General features: G+C 69.0%; 25 protein-coding genes, 1 tRNA gene and 1 pseudogene. 14 read left to right on the top strand and 13 right to left on the bottom strand.

Annotated features, from left to right (window positions below):
* Positions 1 to 25: 25 nt before the first annotated feature.
* Positions 26 to 433 (top strand): pyridoxamine 5'-phosphate oxidase family protein, encoded by a 408-nt coding sequence (locus ACFO3J_RS23860; protein ID WP_386432676.1) that lies wholly within the window; start codon positions 26 to 28, stop codon positions 431 to 433.
* 55 nt (positions 434 to 488) lie between these two features.
* On the opposite strand, the gene ACFO3J_RS23855 is transcribed toward ACFO3J_RS23860, so the two are convergent.
* The 4 genes from ACFO3J_RS23855 to dnaK all read right to left on the bottom strand — a co-directional run bounded on the left by ACFO3J_RS23855 (position 489) and on the right by dnaK (position 4,814).
* A complete protein-coding gene (locus ACFO3J_RS23855) occupies positions 489 to 968 on the bottom strand; it encodes a heat shock protein transcriptional repressor HspR (protein WP_386432674.1) in 480 nt (159 codons plus the stop codon).
* 4 nt (positions 969 to 972) lie between these two features.
* Positions 973 to 2,169, bottom strand: coding sequence for a molecular chaperone DnaJ (dnaJ, locus tag ACFO3J_RS23850; protein WP_386432671.1), 1,197 nt, complete (start codon positions 2,167 to 2,169; stop codon positions 973 to 975).
* A 78-nt stretch (positions 2,170 to 2,247) separates the two neighbouring features.
* Positions 2,248 to 2,934, bottom strand: coding sequence for a nucleotide exchange factor GrpE (grpE, locus tag ACFO3J_RS23845; protein ID WP_386432668.1), 687 nt, complete (start codon positions 2,932 to 2,934; stop codon positions 2,248 to 2,250).
* Entirely contained in the window at positions 2,931 to 4,814 is a 1,884-nt protein-coding gene (gene dnaK / locus ACFO3J_RS23840; RefSeq protein WP_386432665.1) for a molecular chaperone DnaK, read from the bottom strand. Before dnaK ends, grpE begins: the two co-directional genes overlap by 4 nt.
* A gap of 349 nt (positions 4,815 to 5,163) precedes the next feature.
* Here dnaK and ACFO3J_RS23835 point away from each other — a divergent pair, with 349 nt between their 5' ends.
* The 3 genes from ACFO3J_RS23835 to ACFO3J_RS23825 all read left to right on the top strand — a co-directional run bounded on the left by ACFO3J_RS23835 (position 5,164) and on the right by ACFO3J_RS23825 (position 9,178).
* The gene (locus ACFO3J_RS23835) at positions 5,164 to 7,578 is read left to right on the top strand and encodes a (Fe-S)-binding protein (RefSeq protein WP_386432662.1); all 2,415 of its coding nucleotides are present in this window, start codon (positions 5,164 to 5,166) and stop codon (positions 7,576 to 7,578) included.
* A 182-nt stretch (positions 7,579 to 7,760) separates the two neighbouring features.
* The gene (locus ACFO3J_RS23830) at positions 7,761 to 8,654 is read left to right on the top strand and encodes a Yip1 family protein (protein WP_386432659.1); all 894 of its coding nucleotides are present in this window, start codon (positions 7,761 to 7,763) and stop codon (positions 8,652 to 8,654) included.
* An 80-nt stretch (positions 8,655 to 8,734) separates the two neighbouring features.
* Positions 8,735 to 9,178 (top strand): DUF2000 family protein, encoded by a 444-nt coding sequence (locus tag ACFO3J_RS23825; protein WP_386432657.1) that lies wholly within the window; start codon positions 8,735 to 8,737, stop codon positions 9,176 to 9,178.
* A gap of 23 nt (positions 9,179 to 9,201) precedes the next feature.
* Here the strand turns inward: ACFO3J_RS23825 and dcd are convergent, their stop codons facing one another.
* Positions 9,202 to 9,777 carry a dCTP deaminase gene (dcd, locus tag ACFO3J_RS23820; RefSeq protein ID WP_386432654.1) on the bottom strand — a complete coding sequence of 192 codons (576 nt, stop codon included), beginning with the start codon at positions 9,775 to 9,777 and terminating at the stop codon, positions 9,202 to 9,204.
* A gap of 397 nt (positions 9,778 to 10,174) precedes the next feature.
* Between dcd and ACFO3J_RS23815 the strand changes: the two genes are divergently transcribed.
* Positions 10,175 to 10,248 (top strand) — tRNA-Gly (locus tag ACFO3J_RS23815).
* A 184-nt stretch (positions 10,249 to 10,432) separates the two neighbouring features.
* Here ACFO3J_RS23815 and ACFO3J_RS23810 read toward each other — a convergent pair.
* Together ACFO3J_RS23810 and ACFO3J_RS23805 are read right to left on the bottom strand one after the other, a co-directional pair.
* Positions 10,433 to 11,053, bottom strand: coding sequence for a DUF6907 domain-containing protein (locus ACFO3J_RS23810; protein ID WP_386432651.1), 621 nt, complete (start codon positions 11,051 to 11,053; stop codon positions 10,433 to 10,435).
* A 14-nt stretch (positions 11,054 to 11,067) separates the two neighbouring features.
* The gene (locus ACFO3J_RS23805) at positions 11,068 to 11,601 is read right to left on the bottom strand and encodes an ATP-binding protein (protein WP_386432649.1); all 534 of its coding nucleotides are present in this window, start codon (positions 11,599 to 11,601) and stop codon (positions 11,068 to 11,070) included.
* Positions 11,602 to 11,718: 117 nt separating this feature from the next.
* Here ACFO3J_RS23805 and ACFO3J_RS23800 point away from each other — a divergent pair, with 117 nt between their 5' ends.
* The 3 genes from ACFO3J_RS23800 (at position 11,719) to ACFO3J_RS23790 (ending at position 13,592) form a co-directional block, all read left to right on the top strand.
* Complete coding sequence (locus ACFO3J_RS23800) at positions 11,719 to 12,477, top strand: helix-turn-helix domain-containing protein (protein WP_386432646.1); 759 nt, start codon at positions 11,719 to 11,721, stop codon at positions 12,475 to 12,477.
* A gap of 460 nt (positions 12,478 to 12,937) precedes the next feature.
* Positions 12,938 to 13,132, top strand: a complete 195-nt coding sequence (locus ACFO3J_RS23795; RefSeq protein WP_386432643.1) for a hypothetical protein — start codon at positions 12,938 to 12,940, stop codon at positions 13,130 to 13,132.
* Positions 13,133 to 13,301: 169 nt separating this feature from the next.
* A complete protein-coding gene (locus tag ACFO3J_RS23790; protein ID WP_386433081.1) occupies positions 13,302 to 13,592 on the top strand; it encodes a GNAT family N-acetyltransferase in 291 nt (96 codons plus the stop codon).
* A 9-nt stretch (positions 13,593 to 13,601) separates the two neighbouring features.
* On the opposite strand, the pseudogene ACFO3J_RS23785 reads toward ACFO3J_RS23790, so the two are convergent.
* Positions 13,602 to 13,880, bottom strand: a pseudogene (locus ACFO3J_RS23785) (transposase); the annotation flags it as partial.
* Between the two features lie 164 nt (positions 13,881 to 14,044).
* On the opposite strand from ACFO3J_RS23785, the gene ACFO3J_RS23780 reads away from it, so the two are divergent.
* Positions 14,045 to 14,905 carry a DUF1152 domain-containing protein gene (locus ACFO3J_RS23780; protein ID WP_386433078.1) on the top strand — a complete coding sequence of 287 codons (861 nt, stop codon included), beginning with the start codon at positions 14,045 to 14,047 and terminating at the stop codon, positions 14,903 to 14,905.
* A gap of 21 nt (positions 14,906 to 14,926) precedes the next feature.
* Here ACFO3J_RS23780 and ACFO3J_RS23775 read toward each other — a convergent pair whose 3' ends face one another.
* The 3 genes from ACFO3J_RS23775 to ACFO3J_RS23765 all read right to left on the bottom strand — a co-directional run bounded on the left by ACFO3J_RS23775 (position 14,927) and on the right by ACFO3J_RS23765 (position 19,262).
* Positions 14,927 to 15,226, bottom strand: a complete 300-nt coding sequence (locus tag ACFO3J_RS23775; protein ID WP_386432640.1) for a hypothetical protein — start codon at positions 15,224 to 15,226, stop codon at positions 14,927 to 14,929.
* A 657-nt stretch (positions 15,227 to 15,883) separates the two neighbouring features.
* Positions 15,884 to 17,647 carry a thiamine pyrophosphate-dependent enzyme gene (locus tag ACFO3J_RS23770; RefSeq protein ID WP_386432637.1) on the bottom strand — a complete coding sequence of 588 codons (1,764 nt, stop codon included), beginning with the start codon at positions 17,645 to 17,647 and terminating at the stop codon, positions 15,884 to 15,886.
* 34 nt (positions 17,648 to 17,681) lie between these two features.
* Positions 17,682 to 19,262 (bottom strand): FMN-binding glutamate synthase family protein, encoded by a 1,581-nt coding sequence (locus tag ACFO3J_RS23765; RefSeq protein ID WP_386432634.1) that lies wholly within the window; start codon positions 19,260 to 19,262, stop codon positions 17,682 to 17,684.
* 707 nt (positions 19,263 to 19,969) lie between these two features.
* Here ACFO3J_RS23765 and ACFO3J_RS23760 point away from each other — a divergent pair.
* The 5 genes from ACFO3J_RS23760 to ACFO3J_RS23740 all read left to right on the top strand — a co-directional run bounded on the left by ACFO3J_RS23760 (position 19,970) and on the right by ACFO3J_RS23740 (position 22,290).
* Positions 19,970 to 20,248 (top strand): type II toxin-antitoxin system Phd/YefM family antitoxin, encoded by a 279-nt coding sequence (locus tag ACFO3J_RS23760; RefSeq protein ID WP_326450736.1) that lies wholly within the window; start codon positions 19,970 to 19,972, stop codon positions 20,246 to 20,248.
* Positions 20,241 to 20,645 (top strand): type II toxin-antitoxin system VapC family toxin, encoded by a 405-nt coding sequence (locus tag ACFO3J_RS23755; protein WP_386432631.1) that lies wholly within the window; start codon positions 20,241 to 20,243, stop codon positions 20,643 to 20,645. The genes ACFO3J_RS23760 and ACFO3J_RS23755 overlap by 8 nt, the downstream gene beginning before the upstream one ends.
* 507 nt (positions 20,646 to 21,152) lie before the next feature.
* A complete protein-coding gene (locus tag ACFO3J_RS23750; protein WP_386432628.1) occupies positions 21,153 to 21,491 on the top strand; it encodes a cyclic-phosphate processing receiver domain-containing protein in 339 nt (112 codons plus the stop codon).
* 138 nt (positions 21,492 to 21,629) lie between these two features.
* Positions 21,630 to 21,842 (top strand): prevent-host-death protein, encoded by a 213-nt coding sequence (locus ACFO3J_RS23745; RefSeq protein WP_386432625.1) that lies wholly within the window; start codon positions 21,630 to 21,632, stop codon positions 21,840 to 21,842.
* The gene (locus tag ACFO3J_RS23740) at positions 21,832 to 22,290 is read left to right on the top strand and encodes a type II toxin-antitoxin system VapC family toxin (protein ID WP_386432622.1); all 459 of its coding nucleotides are present in this window, start codon (positions 21,832 to 21,834) and stop codon (positions 22,288 to 22,290) included. Before ACFO3J_RS23745 ends, ACFO3J_RS23740 begins: the two co-directional genes overlap by 11 nt.
* A gap of 365 nt (positions 22,291 to 22,655) precedes the next feature.
* On the opposite strand, the gene ACFO3J_RS23735 is transcribed toward ACFO3J_RS23740, so the two are convergent.
* Positions 22,656 to 23,084: a type II toxin-antitoxin system VapC family toxin gene (locus ACFO3J_RS23735; protein WP_386432619.1), complete on the bottom strand. Its 429-nt coding sequence runs from the start codon at positions 23,082 to 23,084 to the stop codon at positions 22,656 to 22,658.
* The gene (locus ACFO3J_RS23730; protein ID WP_386432616.1) at positions 23,081 to 23,362 is read right to left on the bottom strand and encodes a hypothetical protein; all 282 of its coding nucleotides are present in this window, start codon (positions 23,360 to 23,362) and stop codon (positions 23,081 to 23,083) included. The genes ACFO3J_RS23735 and ACFO3J_RS23730 overlap by 4 nt, the downstream gene beginning before the upstream one ends.
* Between the last annotated feature and the right edge of the window lie 164 nt (positions 23,363 to 23,526).

Raw genomic sequence — 23,526 nt, 5'->3', positions numbered from 1 at the left:
AGGTCCCGCGGCTACCGTCGCCCGCATGGCCCTTCTCGACCCCCGCTCGCCCGACCCCGGCTATCTCGCCTTCTGGCGCGAGTACCACCTGTGCACCTTGACCACCCCGCGCCGGGACGGCACCCCGCATGTCGTCCCGGTCGGCGTCACCTACGACCCGGCGGCCGGGCTGGCCCGGGTCATCACCGGCCGCGGCAGCGCCAAGGCCGCCCATGTCCGCGCCGCCGGCCCCACCGGGGCGCCGGTCGCGGTCTGCCAGGTCGAACGCGGCAGGTGGGCCACCCTCGAAGGCCTCGCCACCGTCTCGGCGGACCCGGCGCGGATCGCCGACGCGGTCGGCCGCTACGCCGAGCGCTACGGCCGTGTCCCCGCGCCCAACCCGGAGCGGATCGTCATCGAGATCGCCCTCACCCGGGCGATGGGCAACGCCTGACGCCCGGCCTCGACAGGCCCGCGGGGCCGGCCCGGGGGCTCGCGGCGGCTACCGGCTACTCGCTCGACCGCTTGATGGGCCGCCACACCACCAGCGCGCTGGTGTGCTGGACGTCCTGGTACGGGACCAGGTCCCGGCGGTAGGAGGCGTGCACCGCCGCCTCCCGCTGCTGGATGACGGCGGCGGCGCCCTCGACGGCGGCGGTGAGCTCGGCGACCCGGGCCTGGAGCGCGGCGACCTGATTCTCCAGCTCGATGATCCGCTTGATCCCGGCCAGATTGATGCCCTCGTCCTGCGACAGGCGCTGCACCTCGCGGAGCTGCTCGATGTCGCGGGCCGAGTAGCGACGGCCCCGGCCGGCCGTACGGTCCGGGCAGACCAGACCCAGGCGGTCGTACTGCCGCAGGGTCTGGGGGTGGAGCCCGGACAGTTCGGCCGCCACCGAGATGACGTAGACCGGGGACTCCTCGGTCAGCTGATAGGGGTTACGGCCCATTCCGCGGGGTCCGCGGACCCCGCCTCCGTCGACCGTCATCGCTTCACGCTCCCTTAGCGGCCTTGAAAAGCTCCGCCCGCGGATCGGCGTCCGCGGTGGCATCCCGATAGGACTCCAGCGCGTCGAGGGCCTTGCCCTCGGTCTTGTCCGGCACCGCCACCTCGACGGTGACGAGCAGATCGCCCCGGGAGCCGTCCTTGCGCACCGCGCCCTTGCCGCGGGCGCGCAGCGTACGGCCGTTGGGGGTGCCCGGGGGCAGCTTGAGGGTGACCGCGGGCCCGCCGAGGGTGGGCACCTTGATCTCCCCGCCGAGGGCCGCCTCGACGAAACTGACCGGCACGGTGACCGTGAGGTTGGCCTCCTTGCGGCCGAACACCGGGTGCTTCCCCACGTGCACGACCACGTACAGATCGCCGGCCGGACCGCCGCGCTCGCCGGGGGCGCCCTTGGCACGCAGCCTGATCCGCTGCCCGTCGGTGACACCGGCGGGGATCCGGACCTGCATGGTGCGCGAGCTCTTCGCCCGGCCGCTGCCGTGGCAGACCTCGCAGGGATTCTCCGCGATGAGGCCGCGGCCCTTGCAGTCCACGCACGGGTCGGTGAGCGAGAAGCCGCCACCACCGCCGCGCGAGACCTGCCCGGTGCCGACACAGGTCGGGCACACCCGCGGCGTGCCGTTCTTGTCGCCGGTGCCCGAACACGCCTTGCAGGGCGCCTGCGAGGACATCCGCAGCGGGACCGTGGCCCCGTCCACCGCCTCGTTGAAGCTCAGCGTGACCTCGGACTCGATGTCCTGGCCGCGGCGAGGCTGCACCCGGGTGGTGCCGCCCCGGTTGAACAGGCCGCCGAACACATCGCCCAGGCCGCCGCCGAAGCCGCCGCCCTGACCGGTGCCCGTGCCGCCGCCGGGGGCCTGGGGGCCGCCTCCGAAGAGGTCTCCCAGGTCGAAGTTGAAGCCGCCGTTGCCGCCGGCTCCCGGCCCCGGGCGGAATCCGCCGTTGCCGAACAGCGCGCGGCCCTCGTCGTACTCCTTGCGCCGCTTGGTGTCGGACAGCACGTCGTTGGCCTCGGAGATCTCCTTGAAGCGCTCCTCGGCCTTCGCGTCGCCCTTGTTGGCGTCCGGGTGGAACTCGCGGGCGAGCTTCCGGTACGCCTTCTTGATCTCCGCTTCGGTGGCGTCCTTGGGGACGCCGAGGACCTTGTACAGGTCCTTCTCCAACAGGTCCCTACTGATGCTCATCCCCGACGTCCCTCCTCTCCGTCCATCACGGCCGCGGCCCGGTCCATCACCGCTCGGTCCCGCACCGCCGCCGCCCGGTCACCCCTCGTCGGGGCCACCGGTCTCCTCGCCGTAGGCGTCGTCGGCGTCGTCCTTGCTCTTGCCCAGCTCGGCGCCGCCGGACTCCTCCTTGCCGGGGGCACCCGGCTGCGGTTCGGCGACCGCGACCCTGGCGGGCCGCAGATTGCGCTCCCCGAGGCGGTACCCCGGCTGGAGGATCTGCACGCATGTGGTCTGCGTGACATCCGGCGAGTAACTGTGCATCAGCGCCTCGTGCACCAGCGGGTCGAAGGGCTCGCCCTCCTTGCCGAACTGCTGCAGCCCCAGCTTGGCGGCGACCGTCTCCAGTGACTCGGCGACCGACTTGAAGCCGCCCACCAGCTCGCCGTGCTCCCGCGCCCGGCCGATGTCGTCGAGCACCGGGAGCAGTTCGGTCAGCAGGCTGGCGACCGCGACCTCCTTGACGGCGACCCGGTCGCGCTCCACCCGCCGGCGGTAGTTCTGGTACTCGGCCTGGAGGCGCTGCAGGTCCGCGGTGCGCTCGGTGAGCGCGGTGCGTACCTGGTCCAGCTGCGCCCGCAGCGCCGTCAGTTCCTTAGCGTCCCCGCCCGGGGCCGCCGGGCCACCCTCCTCGGCGGTCCCGGCGTCCTTGGCGGCTGCGGCCTTCTCGGTGGCCTCGGAGGTGGGGACGTCGGGCTCCTCGAAGCCCTTCGGCTCCTCCGTCACGCGGCACCGTCCCTCTTGTTGCCGTTCTCGTCGTCGACGATCTCGGCGTCCACCACGTCGTCGTCCGCCGGGGCCTGCTCACCGGCCGGGCCGCCGTTGGGGCCGCCCGCGGCCGCGCCGGCGCCCTCGGCGCCCGCGTTGGCGTACAGGGCCTGGCCCAGCTTCTGGCTGACGGCCGCGACCCGCTCGGTGGCCTCGCGGATCGACGCGGTGTTGCCGTCCTCCGCCGACTCGTTCTTCAGCTTCTCCTTGAGGTCCGCGATCGCGGTCTCGACCTCGGACTTGACGTCCTCGGGGAGCTTCTCCTTGTTGTCCGCGATGAACTTCTCGGTCTGGTAGACGAGCTGCTCGCCCTGGTTGCGGGTCTCGGCGGCCTCGCGGCGCTTGTGGTCCTCGTCCGCGTACTGCTCGGCCTCCTGGCGCATCCGGTCGACCTCGTCCTTGGGCAGCGAGGAGCCGCCCGTGACGGTCATCCGCTGCTCCTTGCCGGTGCCCAGGTCCTTCGCGCCCACGTGCATGATGCCGTTGGCGTCGATGTCGAAGGTGACCTCGATCTGGGGCATCCCGCGCGGGGCCGGCGGCAGGCCGGTCAGCTCGAACATACCGAGCTTCTTGTTGTACGCGGCGATCTCGCGCTCGCCCTGGTAGACCTGGATCTGCACCGACGGCTGGTTGTCCTCGGCCGTGGTGAAGATCTCGGAGCGCTTGGTCGGGATCGTGGTGTTGCGCTCGATCAGCTTGGTCATGATGCCGCCCTTGGTCTCGATACCGAGGGACAGCGGGGTGACGTCGAGCAGCAGGACGTCCTTGACCTCGCCCTTGAGCACACCGGCCTGCAGGGACGCGCCGATGGCGACGACCTCGTCCGGGTTCACGCCCTTGTTGGCGTCCTTGCCGCCGGTCAGCTCGCGCACCAGCTCGGCGACCGCGGGCATCCGGGTGGAGCCGCCGACCAGGACCACGTGGTCGATCTCGGACAGCTGGATGCCGGCGTCCTTGATGACGTTGTGGAACGGGGTCTTGCAGCGCTCCAGCAGGTCCGAGGTCAGCTGCTGGAACTGGGCGCGGGTGAGCTTCTCGTCCAGGTGCAGCGGGCCCTCGGAGGAGGCGGTGATGTACGGCAGGTTGATCGAGGTCTCGGTGGACGAGGACAGCTCGATCTTGGCCTTCTCCGCGGCCTCACGCAGGCGCTGGAGGGCCATCTTGTCGCGGCCCAGGTCCACGCCGTGGCCGGACTGGAACTGCTTGACCAGGTAGTCCACCACCCGCTGGTCCCAGTCGTCACCACCGAGGTGGTTGTCACCATTGGTGGCCTTGACCTCGACCACGCCGTCACCGATCTCCAGCAGCGACACGTCGAAGGTGCCGCCGCCGAGGTCGAAGACCAGGATCGTCTGGTCGTCCTTGTCCAGGCCGTACGCCAGCGCGGCGGCGGTCGGCTCGTTGACGATCCGCAGGACGTTCAGACCGGCGATCTCGCCGGCCTCCTTGGTGGCCTGGCGCTCGGAGTCGTTGAAGTACGCGGGGACGGTGATCACCGCGTCGGTGACCTTCTCCCCGAGATACGACTCGGCGTCCCGCTTCAGCTTCTGCAGGATGAAGGCGCTCATCTGCTGCGGGTTGAAGTCCTTGCCGTCGAGATTGATCCGCCAGTCGGTGCCCATGTGGCGCTTGACGGAGCGGACCGTCCTGTCGACGTTGGTGACAGCCTGGCGCTTGGCGACCTCGCCGACGAGCACCTCGCCGTTCTTGGCGAAGGCGACGACGGACGGCGTGGTCCTGGCGCCCTCTGCGTTGGTGATGACGGTGGGCTCGCCGCCTTCGAGAACGCTGACGACGGAATTAGTCGTGCCCAGGTCGATGCCGACCGCACGTGCCATGGTTAATCCTCCAGCTGACAGCACTTGAGTGGAACTGGCTCAAGAATGCATCAGCCGGGATCTTCTGTCAACAGAGGTGAGTCGGGGCCACTCAACTTAGCCGCGCGGGTCGGACGCAGGTGGCACATCGCGGCGAGGGCACCCCGCGATCCAGCGTACGACCGCCGGCCACGAGGCCCGTTCTCCCCGGCGGCGGCTTCATGGACCCCGGGGCTCCCCGCGGCCGACTCCGCGACACAGATCACCGGGCGGAAGCTTTATGGGCCCCGGATTCCCGGGTAACCTCAGCCGAGACCGGAGTAAGTTACCGCTTAGTACGTTTCAGCTGGCGCAGGCCCGAGGAGCCCTCATGCAACTCGCCGCGATCATCGTGTCGCTGGTCCTCACCGCGGTCGGCGTCGCGCTGATCAGCCTCGCCTTCGGGCAGATCTACCGGTTCGTCCGGCTCGGCCAGCCCGTCCCGGCCGGCAGCCGCACCGACGACCCGGTGGCGCGCACGAAGACGCTGGCCAAGGAGTTCGTCGGCCACACCCGGATGAACAAGTGGGGCGTCATCGGCGTCGCCCACTGGTTCGTGGCGGTCGGCTTCCTGACCCTGGGGCTGACCATCGTCAACGCCTACGGCCAGCTCTTCCGGGCCGACTGGATCCTGCCGGTGATCGGCACCTGGCCGCCGTACGAGGTGTACGTCGAGTTCATCGCGCTCTTCACCACCCTGGGCATCCTCGTCCTGATCGCGGTCCGGCTGCTGGACCTGCCGTCCCGGGCCGGCCGCAAGTCGCGGTTCGCGGGCTCCACGGCCTGGCAGGCGTACTTCGTCGAGTACGTCATCCTGGTGATCGGCCTCGCCATCCTCACCCTGCGCGGCCTTGAGGGCGCCCTGCACGGGGTGAACCACTACGAGGCCTCGTACTGGGTCTCCTATCCGCTGGTGGCCGGCTTCCGTGGCCTGAGCACCGGCACCCTCCAGACGCTGGTCTACCTCACCGCGATGATCAAGCTCGGCGTCACCATGGCCTGGGCGATCACGGTCGGCCTCAACACCGATATGAGCGTGGCCTGGCACCGCTTCCTGGCCTTCCCCAACATCTGGTTCAAGCGGAACGCCGCAGGCCCGGTGGCACTCGGCCCGCTCCAGCCGATGACCTCCGGCGGCGTACCGATCGACTTCGAGGACCCGGGCGAGGACGACGTCTTCGGCGTCTCCCAGGTCGAGCAGTTCTCCTGGAAGGGCATCCTCGACTTCTCCACCTGCACCGAGTGCGGGCGCTGCCAGTCGCAGTGCCCGGCCTGGAACACCGGCAAACCGCTGTCCCCGAAGCTGCTGATCATGTCGCTGCGCGACCACGCGCACGCCAAGGCGCCCTATCTGCTGGCCGGCGGCGGCAAGACGGCGGAGGGCGAGGAGAAGGCGACCGCCGAGCAGCTCGCCGCCGTCCCGGCGGCGGCGCTGGCCGAGGCCGAGCGCCCCCTGATCGGCACGGTCGAGGAGAACGGCGTCATCGACCCCGACGTCCTGTGGTCCTGCACCACCTGCGGCGCGTGTGTCGAGCAGTGCCCGGTGGACATCGAGCACGTCGACCACATCGTGGACATGCGCCGCTACCAGGTGATGATCGAGTCGGCCTTCCCGTCCGAGGCCGGCACGATGCTGAAGAACCTGGAGAAGAAGGGCAACCCCTGGGGCCTGCCGAAGAAGCAGCGCCTGGCCTGGGTGAAGGAAGTCGATTTCGAAGTCCCGATCGTCGGCGAGGACATCGAGGACCTCACCGAGGTCGAGTACCTCTACTGGGTCGGCTGCGCCGGCTCCCTGGAAGACCGGGCGAAGAAGACCACCAAGGCCTTCGCCGAGCTGCTGCACACCGCGGGCGTGAAGTTCGCGATCATGGGCGGCGAGGAGAACTGCACGGGCGACTCCGCCCGCCGGCTCGGCAACGAGTTCCTCTTCCAGCAGCTCGGCATGGAGAACGTGGCCATGCTCAACATGGCCTTCGGCGAAGACGACGACGACCCCGCCACCCGGAAGCCCGCCGCGTCGAAGAAGATCGTCGCCACCTGCCCGCACTGCTTCAACACCATCGCCAACGAGTATCCACAGCTCGGCGGGCAGTACGAGGTCATCCACCACACTCAGCTCCTCCAGCAGCTGGTGGACGACGGAAGGCTCGTCCCCGTCACGCCGGTCGAGGGCCTGATCACCTACCACGACCCCTGCTACCTGGGGCGGCACAACAAGATCTACTCCCCGCCGCGCGAGATCATCGCCAAGGTGCCGGGGCTGAGGAACGAGGAGATGCACCGCCACAAGGAGCGCGGCTTCTGCTGCGGCGCGGGCGGCGCCCGGATGTGGATGGAGGAGCGGATCGGCAAGCGCGTCAACAACGAGCGGGTGGAAGAGGCGCTCTCCCTCAACCCGGACATCGTCTCCACCGCCTGCCCGTTCTGCCTGGTGATGCTGTCCGACTCGGTCAACGGCAAGAAGAGCGAGGGGACGGCGAAGGAGTCGCTCCAGGTGGTGGACGTGGCGCAGCTGCTGCTGGATTCGGTGCGGGTGCGGGTGCCGGTAGGGGTGGGGGCTGTCGCGGAGGCGGAGGCTGGCCCGGAGGCGACGGCGGAGGCGGAGGCGGCGTCAGGGTCGGCGCCGGACGCCGAGGCGGGCCCGGGTGGGGCTTCGGGTACGGACACGGGCGCGGGCGCGGGCACGGACGCCGGCTCGGCGGCGGACGCGGATCCCGAGGTCCCGGCGGGTCCGGGTCCCGCGTAAGGCGCGAGGCGTACGGCCCGGGGGCGGTAAGGGGCTGCTTCCAGGGCGGGCGCTCCTTACCGGCCCCGTGCCGTACGCCTGTGTGCGCGGTGCCTCCCGGACGTGTCACAGCTTGGATGCAAAGGGCTGCGGCGCTTCCGGCGAAGGTACGGGACCGGTGCGTACCGGGTACGTTCGAAGACGTGGCAGGTTTCAAGGGACGACAGGGCAACGGCGGGCAGCAGGGCGGCCACCCGCCCCGGTACGAGCAGCAGGGGCCGCCGCCCGGGCCGTACGGAGCACCGGGTCGCGGTCAGGGCCAGGGCTACGGTCCAGGCCGGCCGCAGGGCCGGGGCCAAGGCCAGGCGCACAGCCCGGCGCCTTCCGGCGAGCCGGAGTACTTCACCCCCGCCCCCGGCTACGACGACGCCCCCGGCGGCACCCGGGCCTTCACCCTCGGCGGCGACGCGGCCCTCGCCGGCGGCCCCGACGCCTACTACGGCGACGACCACGTGGCCACCTACCGCGCCGGCCAGTCCGCCACCCCGCCCGTCGGCCCCCGCCTGCACTGGAAGGACCTGCTGCGCGGCATCGTGCTGCACCCGGGCCGCACCTTCTGGCAGATGCGGGACCACAGCGTCTGGGCCCCGGCGCTCATCGTCACCTTCGTCTACGGTCTGCTCGCCGTCTTCGGCTTCGACGCGGCCCGTAGCGACATCCTCGGCAGCACCCTGTCCACCAGCGTCCCCTGGGTGCTGACCACGGGCGTCGCGGTCGTGCTCTGCGGCTTCACGCTCAGCGCGGTCACCAACACGCTGGCCCGCCAGCTCGGCGGCGACGGCGCCTGGGCCCCCACCATCGGCCTGGCGATGATCATCAGCTCGCTGACCGACGCCCCGCGCCTGCTCTTCGCGATCTTCCTCGGCGGCGGCAACAGCTTCGTCCAGCTGCTGGGCTGGCTGACCTGGCTGGGCTGCGCGTGGCTGCTCACCTCCATGGTGGGCAAGTCGCACGACCTGCCCTGGCTCAAGGCGCTCGGCGCGGCCTCGATCCAGCTGGTGGCGCTGCTGATCCTGTTCAAACTCCCGCTGATCTAGGGTCTGTCTCCGGGATCGGCGTCAGGTCTGCCAGGAACGTACAAGACGCGCGGCGGCGCGGCGGGCGAGGCTCGGTGACCATGAGCACCGAAACCGCCCTTGAAACGTCGCCCGTCCGCTTCGACACGAAGATCGCCGTACTGCTGCGGGAGGGCCTGGAGCCCTGGCAGCGCCTGAACGTGACCGCGTTCCTGGTCAGCGGGCTGGGCTCACAGCTGCCCGAGGTGATCGGAAGCCCGTACGAGGACGCGGACGGCACGCCGTACCTGCCGATGTTCCGCCAGCCGGTACTCGTCTTCGAGGGCACGAAGGAGATCCTCACCGCCGCGCACACCCGGGCACTGTCCCGGGCGCTGCCGCGAGCGGTCTTCACCGCGGACCTCTTCACCACCGGCCACGACGACGCCAACCGCGCGGCGGTCCGGGCCGTACCCCGCGACCAGTTGGACCTGGTGGGCCTCACCGTCTACGGCTCGCGCAACGCGGTGGACAAGGTGCTCAAGGGCGCGCGCATGCACCCCTGAGCCGGTCGCGGCCCGCCGCCGGATCAGACCTGGGTGCGATGGAAGTTGAGGAACGAACGGGAGGCCGTCGGCCCGCGCTGCCCCTGGTAGCGGGAGCCGTAGTGCGGCGATCCGTACGGGAACTCGGCCGGCGAGCTGAGCCGGAAGAGGCAGAGCTGGCCGATCTTCATCCCGGGCCACAATTTGATCGGCAGCGTCGCCACGTTCGACAGCTCCAGCGTCACATGCCCGGAGAACCCCGGATCGATGAAGCCCGCCGTCGAGTGCGTCAGCAGCCCCAGCCGCCCCAGGCTCGACTTCCCCTCCAGTCGCGAGGCGATGTCGTCCGCCAGCGTGATGACCTCGTACGTGGACGCCAGTACGAACTCCCCCGGATGCAGAATGAACGCGTCATCCCCGTCCGGCTCCACCAGCCGCGTCAGATCCGCCTGTTCGACCGCCGGGTCGATATGCGGATAGCGGTGGTTCTCGAACACCCGGAAGAACCGGTCGAGCCGCACATCGATGCTCGACGGCTGCACCATCGACGCCTCGTACGGGTCAACGCGCACGCGCCCGCTGTCGATTTCGGCCCGGATGTCCTTGTCTGAGAGAAGCACGCCCCCGAGACTAACGCGGCCCCACCGGGGGCCGCGCCACCCTCCCCCCGCTCCCCTACTTCTCCGCACTCCCCGACACCGGCACGGCATGCCGCAGCCGCGCACACCGAGGACACCTCAACAACCGCCCCGGCCCCAGCCGATCCGCCCCGAGCTGCTGCATCGGAAACGTCCCCGTACTGAACACATGCCCCTCCGCACAACGAACAACAGTGCGCTCCATGAAGTCCCTTCCCCAACTCCGCGTGGCAGACAAACCCACACATTAGGGGATCCCCCAGCCTCCACCCCACACCCACACACCGCACCCCCAACCTACCCCCGCTTCCCCCTCCCCCCGACCCCCCATCCCATGCGGTAGAGTGTCCCCGAACCACCCTTCCGGGCCCGGTTTCACGCGGATGTAGTTTAATGGTAGAACATGAGCTTCCCAAGCTCAGAGCGCGGGTTCGATTCCCGTCATCCGCTCCAAAGAAAAGGCCTCAGGTTAATAACCTGGGGCTTTTGTGCTGCCCGAGCCAATTCAAGAATTTATGCCGGAGTCAGCGGGCGCTCTTCATATCCTGACTACCATCCGCGTCCAACCATCAGCCAACCGACGAGCGCAAAACGATGGGCTCTCCGCCGAGCGCCCCCGCCTCAAAGCGGGTTGCGCTCAAGGGGAGTCGCCGCTGGGCCGGGCTCGCGGCGTGCCTCGGTCAAGGACGCGGGATGGGCTGGCGGCGGGCTGCGGGAGAACGGCGTGGTGCTCGGCCCAGTCAGCTCGCGCGGCGATGAGTTGGGGGCGTATCTCGTGGTCGAGTCGGTCGGCCTGCGCCCGTAGCTTGGCGGCGAGATCGGCGAGATCGGCGGGGTCCAGGTCGTTGATCCAGAAGTCCTCGATGATGGCGAGGTTGACGACGGGGACGCGGGGGTCGGGGTCCTCGGCGTAGGGGTTGCAGTCGATGCTGCCCCGGAAGATGTGCGCTTCACCCAGCTGGGCGCCTTCGCCGCCGAAGGCTGGTGAGCGGACCCGCATCGTCTGGCCGTCGAAGCGAGTCCAGTGGTTGATGTCCGCCAAGCGGATCTGGAGCCGGTCGAGCGGTACGCCGCTCTCGCTGGGATCCTCCTCGGCCCACGCGGGCAGGTAGCCCGTGGCCGAAAAGCCCGGCGTCGTGGCGATCGTCCACCGCCGGCCGCCGGAAGCGGGCGCATAGGCAGTACCGGCTGACTGCTCGGCGGCCGATCCGTCAGTGGCGGAGCCGACACGACGACGGTCCGCCGCCGTCGCGGTCATAGTCTCGGCGCCCTTCATCGGGCACCGCCAGATTGCTCATCGCCAGCGCAGTCGGAGACGACCGCCCACAGCAGCTTCCCGACCCCGTCGCGCCGGCTCACTCCCCACCGCCCGCCAGTCAGAGCGTCGACAAGACCAAGGCCACGGCCGGACTCCGCGTCCACGTCCGCCGAGAGCTTCCGCAGGAACGGCCGCGTCTCGTCGGCGTCGTGCACCTCGATCCGCACCCCGCCGGGAGTGCGCTCGTACCGTGTCTCGATCAGACGATCGCCTGGCGTGCGGGCATGGCGCAGCGCATTGGTGAACAGTTCCGACAGCACCAGTTCGGCGAGGTCGGACACTGCACCCTGGCCCCAACCGTCCAACTCCCGACGCAACTCCGCTCTGGCCTCGGCCACATGGCGAGGAGCGGGCCTCCACCTTCGCACCAGGACCGTCCGGCCCTCGCTGTCGCCGAAACCGCCGCTGCCGCCCTTGGACGGTCCCGGGCCCGACGAGCCGTCGGAGGGCGTCTCCGGCGCTAATTCATTCCGCTCTTCATCGATCACAGGCATAGGATGACGCCGGAATGTCGCCCCACGTGATGGCATTGAAGACGTCGAAACGACGTCATCGAAGGCGTCATTCCAGCGTCAATACTGCCGACCAGGAAGCCACGTGATCACATGAGTACCCCCAACAGCGCCCTGCGGGCCGCCCGCATGGGCCTGCTCATGTCGCAGGACGACTTCGCCCGCGCCCTGCGAGAGGCAGGCACACGCGTCGGCCAGCCCAACGACGCGTCGAAACGCCTCGTCCAGCGCTGGGAAGCCGGCGTCTCCATCTCCCCCCGGCCCGCCTACGCCCGGGCCCTGGAATCCGTGACCGGCCTGCCCATAGAAGTACTCGGCTTCACACCCGCCATGCTCCAGGCCCGCGTCTCCGCCGACGGCAACGGCGGCCACGACGTGGAGAACTCGTCGGCCGGAATAGCAGCCGTCCACGGAACACCGACCACCCAGCCGGCCCCCCGGGGCAACTACTCCGGCGTATGGCTGTCCCGGTACGAGTACGTCTCCTCGGGCCGCGATGACACGGTCTTCACCGGCCTCCACTACGTCGTCGTCCTCCAGCACGGCAACCGGCTGACCGTACGCAGCCTCCCCGGCTCCTCCGACTCCCCGCTCACCATGGACCTCACCGTGGACGGCAACGTCGTCACCGGCACCTGGGTCGAACAGACCGCAGAAGACGGCTACTACCGCGGAGCCCGCTACCACGGTGCCGTCCAGATGCTCGCCGAACCCACCGGCCGCCGCATCGTGGGCAAGTGGGTCGGCTTCGGCAAGGAGATGGACGTCAACACCGGCCCCTGGGAACTCGTCTTCCAGGACGCCTCCACCAACAAAGCCACCCTCGACCACTACAACCGCCGCCCCGAGTGACACCCACGACCTCCCAGGAACGCCCGAGCCCGAAGGAGCGGCGGCGAACCGGGTGTTCCGCTGAGGGCGACGAAGGCCCGGTTCGCCGCCCACCCTTCGAACCAGCACCCGGGAGGCTGTACCGCACCGTCGAACTGGGCCTACGAGCCCGAGCACTGCCCGGCGCTGCCATGCGCCAGCTCGGCTCCCACGACACCTCCGTGAGCATGTGGGTAGGACTCTGTCCCGACGCGACACCGACGTATCGACCCCTCCCCGCACGTTCACCGCACCAGCTGCCCGACGAAGAACGCCAGGAGTCCACATTCGGCTACTCCGAGGCACAGTTCGCCTTTCACACCGGCAACGCCTGGACCCACCTCGAAGACACCACCCGTGCCAACACCGAGCTGACCCGAGCCCTGGATCTCTATCCCCAGTCCGACCACACCGACCGTGCCCTCGTCCGCCTCACCAGGCCATGTGCGCCGAGATCGTCGGCACCCCCGCCTCAGCCGCCGACCAACCCCTGATCACAGTGGTCGAACTCCCCGAGGAACACCGCACCGCCCTGATCATCTACCGAGCCCGTGACGTCACGGATAGGGTGCCAGAGGCTCGAAAGGTGCTGGAGATGAAGGCCCTGCGCGAGATCCTCGCGCTGCCTTCGAACTGAAGGACGGCGAACACAATGCACATCAGCCCGGCGACCGAGTCCGACATCGACGAACTCTCCGTCATCCTCGGCGAGATCGAGCACTACTACGGCGGCACCCCCTCCCCCGGCAACCCCGACCAGATCCGCCACGCCCTCTTCTCCCCCCCGCCCCGCCGCCACCGTCCTCCTGGTCCGCGACGGCGACCAGATCCTCGGTCTCGCCTCGTACTCCCTCCTCTGGCCCGCCGCCGGTGCCGAAACCTCCCTGTCCCTGAAAGAGCTGTACGTCCGCGAGCACGCCCGCCGCAGCGGCGTCGCACGCGCCCTCATGGCCGAGCTCCGCAAGGCGGCCTCGGATGCCGGTTGCTCCCGCATCGAGTGGACCGCCGACACCGACAACCCAGCCGCCCTCGCCTTTTACGAAGCCCTGGGCGCCGAGCCGCAGGATGGCAAGATCTTCTACCGAGCCGCCCTCTAAGAGGTCATCTCATTTGGTGAGTCTGCGGTAGCCGATGAGCGTGCAGGCGATGCAGGCGAAGGCAAGGAAGTGGCTGGCCTTGCGTTCGTAGCGGCGGTGGAGCCGTCGGCAGCCGGCGAGCCAGGCCATGGTGCGTTCGACGGTCCAGCGATGGCGGCCGAGGCGGTCGGAGGGCTCGATGCCCTTGCGGGCGATGCGGTGGGTGATCCCGCGTAAGCGTAGCCATCGCCGCAGGTGGTTGTAGTCGTAGCCCTTGTCGGCGTGCCGCCGCACCGATGCCGTACGGGGGACATCCGAGCCACGAAAACCCCGCGTCCGCCGCTGAGACGGGCTGCTACCTTCCCCGGGTGTATTCCCTCACTGAGCCCCGCCTGTTCACACGGCTGCGGGACGCGCAGCGCGTGCTCGTCGCCGGGGCCGGCGGCGGCTTCGACATCTAGGCCGGGCTCCCACTGGCCCTCGCCCTGCGAGCCGCCGGCAAGGAGGTCCACCTGGCCAACCTGTCCTTCAGCGACCTGTACGGCCTGGACCTGGACGTATGGCTGGACCACGACGTCGCAGCCATCCGCCCGGACACCGCCGCCCGAGGCGACTACTTCCCGGAACGCACCCTTGCCCGCTGGCTCGACGACAACGGACTCCCCTCGACCGTCTACGCCCTCAACCGCACCCGCGTCCAACTCCTGCGGGCCGCCTACCGGGCCCTGCTCACCCACCTCGGCGGCGCCGACGCCATCATCCTGGTCGACGGCGGAACCGACATCCTCATGCGCGGCGACGAAAACGGCCTCGGCACCCCCGAGGAGGACATGGCCAGCCTCGCCGCCGTTGACGGACTACCCGAGATCCCCCACCGCCTCGTGGCCTGCCTTGGCTTCGGCGTGGACGCGTACCACGGCGTCAACCACGCCCTGGTGCTCGAGAACCTGGCCACCCTTGAACGCGACGGCGCCTACCTCGGTGTGTTCTCCCTTTCCCGCACCAGCCGCGAAGGCGCCCTCTACCTCGAAGCCGTCGCCCACGCCCACGCATCGACACCGGAACACCCCAGCATCGTCAACGGCTCCATAGCCGCAGCCACACGCGGTGACTTCGAGAACGTTCAGTTCACCGAGCGCACCCAACGCAGCGAGCTGTTCATCAACCCACTCATGTCCGTCTACTTCTGCGTGGACCTCCCCGGCCTGGCCCGCCGCAACCTCTACCTCGACCGGTTGGACCAGACCCACCTCACCCGCCAGATCAGCTCCATCATCGAAGAGTTCCGCGACGAACTCCCCCGCCAGCGCCCACCGCGTACCTTCCCGCACTGAACCGATCGCGCGGGTATGCCGCTACGAACCGCCGCCGGATTCGATGCGCTCCGGTGCTGGGCGGGCAACCAATTCCCGAGCCGCGATTTCGATATCAGTAGGCCCGATCAGCCGCACCCACAGCAGGGCCGACTCGTTGTTGTGGTGGTGCAGCAAGTGCCTTGCTGCAGCCGGCCAGGGGCCGCTGCGAGGCAGTTCTCTGACCTCGATCTCATCGACGGAGCCAGCCCAATCCCCGTAGTCGTCCAGAACGACCCGGACCACTTGCAGAAACTCCAGGACTACTGGGGTGGCGGGTCCGTCTGCCAGCTCGATGCTCACCCGGGACTCCCCATGCGCTTGGAGGCACGTCGAAACAGATTGCAGGAACCACCCGTGATACTGGCTCAAGTCCACCACGTCATCCTGGTGCACCCCGCGACGCAGCCACAACCCAATCTGCGCGCCTGCACCACCATCGCACCAGGTCCAGCGGTACTGGACGGTCAGTCACGGTCAGCACCGGAGTCCGCAACGTGGCTGCTGGGCAGTCCCAAATCCCTCCGACCAGCACCTACTTGCCGAAGGCTCCTGTGATTCCCAAGCTCAGAGCGCGGGTTCGATTCCCGTCATCCGCTCCACAAAGAAGCTCTGGCTCAGCGGTCCAGGGATTTGCCGTTGCTCAGACCAATTACCCGACCGCTTGCCATTGCCGTGCCATCGGGCGGCGAATTGGGAGGCGGGAATTGCTGGTGTGCGTGCAGGTGGCACGCGGCATTCGTTCGCGCAATGCGCTCGGAGCGGCGGTGGTATCCCGGGGCGCCGGCACACATGGTCCGTACGAGTCGAGTGATCGAGCAGGCGTCAAGAAGGCCGAGAAGAAGGCCGCCCAGGTCATCGGCGCTTCGCCGCGACAGCGGCGGGCAGCGGACGGCCGACTGCGGGCAGCTGCCAACGAGCAAGCAGCGGTGGCCAGCCCAGCCCGCAGCGAGCCGTCCCTCAGTCCGAAGAGGAGTCGTCGCCGTGGCTGCGGACGATCTCCTTCATCTTGGCAACGGCGAACCCCCAGCCCTGCTGGACGGTGGGCTTGGCGGGGACGGCGATCTCGTCGGGGTTGGTGAGGACGTCGAGGAGGACGGGTCCCGGGGTGGCCAAGGCGGTGCGGATGGCTTCGTCGAGGTCGGCGGGGTCGGTGACGCGGATACCGGTGAGGCCGAGGGACGTCGCGACGGCGGCGAAGTCGGGGTTGTCCAGCACGGTGCCGAACTCCGGAAGGCCCGACTGCTCCTGCTCCAACTTGACCATGCCCAGCCGGCGGTTGTCGAAGACGACCAGCGTGACCGGCAGGTCGTACGTCTTGAGAGTCATCAGGTCGCCCAGCAGCATACTCAGGCCACCGTCGCCACAGAACGCCACGACCTGGCGGTCGCGGTCCAGCAGTTGTGCGCCCAGCGCGTGCGGCATGGCGTTGGCCATGGAGCCGAGGTTGTACGAGCCGAGCAGTCGGCGGGTGCCGCGCATCTCGACAAAGCGGGAAAGCCAGACGGTCGCCATGCCCGTGTCGGAGGTGAAGACCGCGTCGTCGGCGGCGAGCCGGTCGACCGCGGCGGCCAGAGCCTCGGGGCGGATGGCGTGCTCGCGGTTGTCCAGCGCCGAACGGACCCGGCCGATCGGGCCCTTGTCGTGGTCGGGGGCAGTCAGTCGGGCCTGCCCCTCACGCCAGGACTCGAAACGCTCGACCCCCTTCTCCAGGTGCCGGCGGTCGCGGGCGTGGCCGTCACCGGGCGACGTCCCGGACAACTCGGCCAGCAGGTCCCTGACGGTCACGCCGACATCGCCGACCAGACCGATCTCGACCGGAACCCGGCGGCCGATGTGGGTCGGTTCCGTATCGACCTGGACCACGGTCGCGCCCTCGGGGTACCAGTCGCGGTAAGGAAAGTCGGTGCCGAGCAGCAGCAGGGTGTCGGCCTCCTGGAGGCTGGAGGCGGCGGCGGGGTTGCCGATCAGGCCGGTCTGGCCGACCTGGAAGGGGTTGTCGCCCTCGAAGCCCTCCTTGGCCTTCAGCGTGAGGACCATGGGCGCCGCCAGCCGCTCGGCGAGGGCCAGAACCTGGTCGCGGGCATCCCGGGCGCCTCGGCCGACGAGCAGGGTGACGCGCTCGGACCGGTCGAGCAGGGCGGCCGCGGCGCGGACCGCGTCGCCGTCCGGCCGGGTCGTGGGCATGGTGAGCGAGAACCGGGACTGCCGGTCCGCGTCGAGCTCCTTATCCCCGATGTCGCCGGGGACGGAGAGCACGGCGACCCCCCTGCGCCCGATTGCGTTGCGGACCGCGGTCTCCAGCAGCAGCGGCATCTGCTCCGGGGAGGTCACTGTGGCGCGGAAGACCGCGACGTCGCTGAACAAGGCGTCGTTGTCGACCTCCTGAAAGTAGTCGCTGCCCAGTTCGGCCAGCGGCACCTGGCCTGCTATGGCCAGCACGGGAGTGTGGCTCTTGGCGGCGTCGTAGAGGCCGTTGAGCAGGTGCACCGAGCCCGGACCGACCGTCCCCATACAGACCCCGAGTCCCCCGGTGAGCTGTGACTGCGCGCTCGCGGCGAACGCCGCCACCTCCTCGTGCCGACAGCCCACCCACTCCACGCCGTCGGAGGTGCGGATGGCGTCGGTCAACGGGTTCAGGGCATCGCCGACCACCCCGAAGACCTGGCCCACGCCGAGTTCGGCCAGGGCGTCCACGATGACGCGGGCAACGGTACGGGCCACGGTTCCTCCAGTTCGGGGACAGGACGTACGGATCTCAGACGGTGAAGCGGTCGGGATCTGCGGCGGACCAGTCGGCCGCCCACGAAGCGGGCGGCTCGGCCCGCAACTGCCCCGGCGACAGCCATTCGTACATTTCGTCGTAGGAGCGGACCGTGTAAGGGTCGATCCGTCGGCGCAGCATGTGCGGGCGCAACTGCGCCGGGTCGGTGACGCCCATGGACGCCATGATCTGAAGCGCGCTGGCGACGGTCGACTCCTGCAGCCGCCGCACCCGGGCGGACTTGTCGCCGACGTCGAGTGCTCTGGCGCGCCGGGGATCCTGGGTGGTGACGCCCGTCGGGCAGGTGTTGGTGTGGCAACGCTGCGCCTGGATGCAGCCGACGGCGAACATCATGGCGCGCGCGGAGTTTCCGTAGTCCGCGCCCTGGACCATGCGCTTGACGAGGTCGCTGCCGGTGGCGATCTTGCCGCTCGCGCCGATCCGAATCCGATCGCGCAGGCCCACGCCGACCAAGGCGTTGTGCACGGTGACCAGGCCCTCGGTGAGCGGGGTGCCGACGTGGTCGGCGAACTCCAGCGGCGCCGCCCCGGTGCCCCCCTCGGCGCCGTCGACGATGATGAAGTCCGGCGTGGTGCCCTCCTCGATCATCGCCTTGCAGACCGCCAGGAACTGGCTGCGCGAGCCGACGCACAGCTTGAAGCCGGCCGGCTTCCCGCCCGACAGCTCCCGCATCCGGGCGATGAACCGGATCAGCTCGCGGGGCGTGCTGAACACCCGGTGGTACGGCGGCGAGACGACGGTCTTCCCCTGCGGGACATCCCGCACGCGGGCGATCTCCGCGTTCACCTTTGCACCCGGCAGGACCCCGCCGATACCGGGCTTGGCGCCCTGCGACAGCTTCAGCGAGACGCACTTGACGCTGTCATGCGCGGCCTTGTCCGCGAACTCCTCGGGGTCGAAGTCCCCGTCATCGGTGCGGCAGCCGAAGTAGCCGGTGCCGATCTCCCAGACGATGTCGCCGCCGTGCCGCAGGTGGTACTCCGACAGACCGCCCTCTCCGGTGTCGTGCGCGAAGCCGCCATCGGCAGCGCCCTTGTTCAGGGCCAGGATCGCCTGCGCGGACAGCGAGCCGAAGCTCATGGCGGATACGTTGAGCAGCGCCATGTCGTACGGCTTGGTGCAGTCCGCGCCGCCGATCCGCACGCGTGGCGCCTCGTCGGGCACCGGCCGCGGGGCTATCGACGGTACGAGGAACTCGTGGCCCGGGCGGTAGACATCGCGCTCGGTGCCGTAGGGCTCCTCGGCGTCGGTGCCTTTGGCGCGCTCGTAGACGATGCTTCGGGTGTCGCGGTCGAACGGCCGGCCGTCGAAGTTGCGCTCAATGAAGTACTGCTGCAACTCCGGGCGGATGCTCTCCAGCAGGAAGCGGGCGTGGCCGATCACCGGGTAGTTGCGCAGCACCGAGTGGCGCCGTTGCAGCAGGTCGTACGCGCCGAGGACTCCGAGGAGGGCGATAGGCACCGCGGCCATCCACCACCAGGGCGAGGTGCCGAGGGCTGCGAGGACAGCCCCGGCAGCCAGCAGAAGGGTCGCGACCACCGCGCCGAATCTCATCACCCCGGGCGCCTAGCCGGAGAACGCGCCTCCACGCCGCACGTAGTGTCAAGCTCTGGTCATGACCGTCAGCCCGGCACCGCCCTCGGGACAAGGCGCCCTGACGCCGCTGCTGGCACACGGACGAGCCGGACCCCGCACCACATCCGCACCACGCGCAGCGGTACGGCGCGGGCAACCACGGTCACCAACAGTCTCGTGCATGTGGACGCTTCAGCACCGGACGTCCCGCTGACCAGCGCGGACGCGGAGAGAGCCCCTGTGATTCCCAAGCTCGGAGCGCGGGTTCGATTCCCGTCATCCGCTCCATTACTAAGCCCCAGGTCGAAGACCTGGGGCTTAATTCCATTCGAGGCTCGATTACCTCCCCGCCAATTTCCCGGTGAAAGAAATTCCAACGCCTCCTCCTGCCGGAGTGCGGCGGCCCCGCCACCCAGATGTCTCCACGCTGCCGACTGGAACGTCCGAGCCGCACAGGAGTGTCGGGGCGGTCCGGTGGCTTTGGGCTGCGAGCGCCCCGGCATTGCCGGCGTTCGCTCCGGGTCTTGGCGCGTTCGCAGAGTCGGACAGTCGGCCTCCTCCTGGTCGTGGACCAGCTCCGGACCTCGACCACGGCAGCCACCCGGTGGTTACAGGGCCCGTTTGCCCACCGACACCGCCCCAAACGACTCGTAGCACCGCGAGACACGACGCGCTACACTCGAGTCATGAAGACCATCACCCAGCGCGAGTTCCGCAACAGATCCGCAGCGGTCATGGACGCCGTCGAAGCCGGCGAGACCTACCACATCACCCGTAACGGCACCGAGGTCGCAGAGCTGCGCCCCCTTCACCGCAGACGTCGCCTGAGCGCCGAAGAACTGGTGGAGCGGCATCGCAGACTGCCGCGCGTCGACGCCGCCCGAATGCGGCAGGAAGCGGACGAGTTCTTCGGGACAGAAGACCGCGCCGGCGAGGACGATCCCTGGCAGCGCAGCCATGGCTGACCGCCACCCGGCCGGGGTGCTCGACACCTGCACATACATCGATTTGGACGTACTCGACCCGGAGGACCTACCAGCGGTACCCGAACTCACCGCCATCACGATGGCCGAGTTGCAGCAGGGGGTCGCCATGGCCAAGGACGCTGCCGTCCGAGCTGCCCGCATGGAAAAACTGGGCGCGGCAGTCGCCGATTTCGACCCCCTCCCCTTTAACGGGGACGCAGCCGCCCGGTACGGCACGCTCGTAGCACTTGCCATCGCCGCAGGCCGCGATCCACGCCCCCGGAGGATGGATCTCATGATCGCCGCCATCGCCTCCGTCCAGGGCCTTCCTCTCTTCACCCGCAACGCCGACGACTTCAAGGGGCTGGACAGTTCCCTGACCGTCGTCGCCGTCTGACGGACCTGCCCTGCGCGGGTTACACCACATCCGCACCACTCGCAGCGGTACATGACGGTCACCCTCGGCCAGCGCTGGAGGCTACGGCGATACCCGCTGGTCAGCCCGAAACCGCGCTGACCAGCACCTACTTCAGGACGGCTCATGTGATTCCCAAGCTCAGAGCGCGGGTTCGATTCCCGTCATCCGCTCCAGAGAAAAGGCCCAGGTCAACGACCCGGGCCTTTGTTGTTGTCCAGACCAATTGAAGAACCCGCACCACTGCCGCACCACATATGGCGGTCAATTGGCGCTGAGCCCCCGGATACCAGGCCGGCCGACGCGGAAGATCCACCGCCCCCCAACCCACCACACCGCGCCGCGCGTACATATCCGCCCTGAAATCCTCTCCCTCCGACATAGCCAACACCCCGAAAGACGGGGGCGGCTGCGTCCGCTACCCGCCGCGACGCGTCCTCGCGTGCCCTCCGACGGTTCTTGCGACCGCTCTACTGTGATGATCGTGAGATGAAAGAGAGCCTGGCCGCACCGGCACCCGTCGTCCTCGGCATTGACGACCTTCGAGAACTGCCCAGAGCCACGCGGATCGCCCGCACCAGCCGCGAAGGCATCCGGCTCCTGGAGGAGTACGGCAACCGCTTCATCGACGAACTCTGGCTCGACCACGATCTCGGCGACGACGACACCATCATGCCCGTGGTGGCCCTCATGGAAGAAGCCGCCTTCAACGGACAGCCCTTCCACATCGGAACGGTCTTCGTTCACAGCGCCAACCCCATCGGCGCCGAAACCGTCGTCCGATCGCTCACACACTGGAACTACCGGGTACAGCGAGCAACGGTCTGAGCGAATCCGAAACGAGGTCAAGGCCACGGAGAACGGCATGGGCAAGGAGCACTCAGTAGCACCTGGTGCTACGCTGCCCTTAGGGCAGCTCAGCCCGAGATTACCCAGCGAGACCTGCGCAGCCGTTCCAAAGAGATCATGGACGCCGTCCAGAACGGGCAGTCCTTCACCGTCACCCGCGACGGGCACCAGATCGGCGAGCTGATCCCGCTGCGCCGCCGTCGGCGGTTCGTCCCCCGCTCGGAGTTCGCCGCGATGTCCCGTACAGCGTCGGACGTCTCCCTGGAAGCCTTCCGGTCCGACCAGGACGCCACCGCCGAGCAGGAGACGGACGACCCCTATGCCCGCTGAGTACGCCCAGGGCCTGCTCGACACCAACATCGTGATCCTGCGCAAGTGGCTGAATCCCGAGGAACTCCCCGCCGAGGTGGCGATCACCGCCATCACCCTGGCCGAACTCTCCGCCGGCCCACACGAGGTACGTCGCAATGAGAACCAGGACCACTACGACGAACACGCCGAACGCGCCCGCCGCCTCGACATCCTGCAACGCGCCGAGAACGAATTCGACCCCATCCCCTTCGACACCGAAGCCGCCCGCCTCTACGGCAGAATCTGCGCAGCCGTCATCAGCGCCGGCCGCAAACCCCGCCGCCGGGCCGCCGACCTCATGATCGCCGCCATCGCCATCGCCGAAGAACTCCCCCTCTTCACCACCAACCCCGACCACTACAAAGGCCTCGACGACCTCCTCACCGTCGTCCCCGTCACCCGGCCCACCGTCCTCCACGACCGGTGATGCCTGGCAGCCGCACCACATCCGCCCCAGGCGCAGCGGCACGGGGCGGTCAGCCACGGTCATCAACGGCACTGGTCACGTGGGTACTTCAGGGCAGCTCATGTCGCTGACCAGCACGGATGCCAGCAAATCCCCTGTGATTCCCAAGCTCAGAGCGCGGGTTCGATTCCCGCCATCCGCTCCACAAAGACGGCCCAGGTCATGGACTTGGGCCTTCGATGTTGTCTAGTCCAATTTGAGAACCCGCACCACTTCCGCACCACATCAGGCGGTCAATTGCAGCACTCACCAGGCTGGCGTTGCCAGGTGGAGGGCGAGGGCAGACTGTTCCGCTGCTGGACATTGGATCTGCTCCAGAGGGGCTGCTACGGGTTGAAGTCCCAGGGATTGATCACCGCGGCACCGGTGCGCTCCAGATGCTTGATGTTGCGACTGGCTACGGTCCAGCCGTTGGCCAGCGCGGTGGCGGCGATGAGGGCGTCCGGCGGGTCGATACTCGTGCCGGCGGCTTTCAGCGCTTTGTGGACGGCGAGGTAGGCGGCCGCCTCTCGTTCGCCGATCGGCGCAATACGGTCCCGGTACTCCAGCCGGGCAGCCGCGAGGACCTCGGCGTACCGGCCTTGCCGTACCGGGTCCGGGGTGGCCGCTACGCCGGCTTCGATCTCGGCCACAGTGATAACGCTCAGGAAGCGGTTGGGCCGCGCGGTCGAACGGAGCCAGGCCACGACACGGGGATCGGGCCGAAGGCGCGTGGTGAGTTCCGCAACGACGTTCGTATCGAGCAGGTAGATCACCGATCGCCCGCCTGGTCGTCGTCGTAGGAGCGTGCGCCGAACTCGAGGCCTTCGAAGGGCTGGGACAGCAGGAACTCCTCGAAGCCGTCGGTAGCCAGGCGAACCCACCGGCTCAGCATCTGCGGCAGCGCCTCAAGCTCGGTGTCAGCGAGCTCCGCGTCGAAGTGCCGGGCCTGGTCCTCCGGCAGGGACTCCCGGATGTCACGGATCGTCCGCAGCGGATGCGCCGTGCTCGCAGAACCGGACGAGCGCGGTGCGCCGCCAGGTGCAGTGGTCATGTTCATCCCCTTCGCCGCATACGGGCTGCCGTCTCGTACCAGGTTAAGGGCACCAGCCACCTCCACAGGAGAGGATCCCGGCCGAGGGCGCCCCGGGCGGAGAGCCGCCGCACCACCAACGCACGCGTCAGGGGTACGCCAGGGTCAACCACAGACAACGCGGG

The organism is Streptomyces polygonati (assembly GCF_042650325.1).
In the GTDB taxonomy this organism is placed as follows: Bacteria; Actinomycetota; Actinomycetes; order Streptomycetales; family Streptomycetaceae; genus Actinacidiphila; species Actinacidiphila polygonati.
This window is presented reverse-complemented; position numbering and strand designations above follow the sequence as displayed.

What these genes read in the sequence shown, in the direction of transcription:
- ACFO3J_RS23750 (WP_386432628.1), top strand. Translation starts at nt 21,153, where the DNA reads ATGAAAGAGAGCCTGGCCGCACCGGCACCCGTCGTCCTCGGCATTGAC.
- dnaJ (WP_386432671.1), bottom strand. Translation starts at nt 2,169, where the DNA reads ATGAGCATCAGTAGGGACCTGTTGGAGAAGGACCTGTACAAGGTCCTC.
- dnaK (WP_386432665.1), bottom strand. Translation starts at nt 4,814, where the DNA reads ATGGCACGTGCGGTCGGCATCGACCTGGGCACGACTAATTCCGTCGTC.
- ACFO3J_RS23800 (WP_386432646.1), top strand. Translation starts at nt 11,719, where the DNA reads ATGAGTACCCCCAACAGCGCCCTGCGGGCCGCCCGCATGGGCCTGCTC.
- ACFO3J_RS23860 (WP_386432676.1), top strand. Translation starts at nt 26, where the DNA reads ATGGCCCTTCTCGACCCCCGCTCGCCCGACCCCGGCTATCTCGCCTTC.
- ACFO3J_RS23755 (WP_386432631.1), top strand. Translation starts at nt 20,241, where the DNA reads ATGGCTGACCGCCACCCGGCCGGGGTGCTCGACACCTGCACATACATC.
- ACFO3J_RS23760 (WP_326450736.1), top strand. Translation starts at nt 19,970, where the DNA reads ATGAAGACCATCACCCAGCGCGAGTTCCGCAACAGATCCGCAGCGGTC.
- ACFO3J_RS23855 (WP_386432674.1), bottom strand. Translation starts at nt 968, where the DNA reads ATGACGGTCGACGGAGGCGGGGTCCGCGGACCCCGCGGAATGGGCCGT.
- ACFO3J_RS23745 (WP_386432625.1), top strand. Translation starts at nt 21,630, where the DNA reads ATGGACGCCGTCCAGAACGGGCAGTCCTTCACCGTCACCCGCGACGGG.
- ACFO3J_RS23825 (WP_386432657.1), top strand. Translation starts at nt 8,735, where the DNA reads ATGAGCACCGAAACCGCCCTTGAAACGTCGCCCGTCCGCTTCGACACG.
- ACFO3J_RS23765 (WP_386432634.1), bottom strand. Translation starts at nt 19,262, where the DNA reads ATGAGATTCGGCGCGGTGGTCGCGACCCTTCTGCTGGCTGCCGGGGCT.
- ACFO3J_RS23730 (WP_386432616.1), bottom strand. Translation starts at nt 23,362, where the DNA reads ATGACCACTGCACCTGGCGGCGCACCGCGCTCGTCCGGTTCTGCGAGC.
- ACFO3J_RS23795 (WP_386432643.1), top strand. Translation starts at nt 12,938, where the DNA reads ATGTGCGCCGAGATCGTCGGCACCCCCGCCTCAGCCGCCGACCAACCC.
- ACFO3J_RS23740 (WP_386432622.1), top strand. Translation starts at nt 21,832, where the DNA reads ATGCCCGCTGAGTACGCCCAGGGCCTGCTCGACACCAACATCGTGATC.
- ACFO3J_RS23835 (WP_386432662.1), top strand. Translation starts at nt 5,164, where the DNA reads ATGCAACTCGCCGCGATCATCGTGTCGCTGGTCCTCACCGCGGTCGGC.
- ACFO3J_RS23810 (WP_386432651.1), bottom strand. Translation starts at nt 11,053, where the DNA reads ATGACCGCGACGGCGGCGGACCGTCGTCGTGTCGGCTCCGCCACTGAC.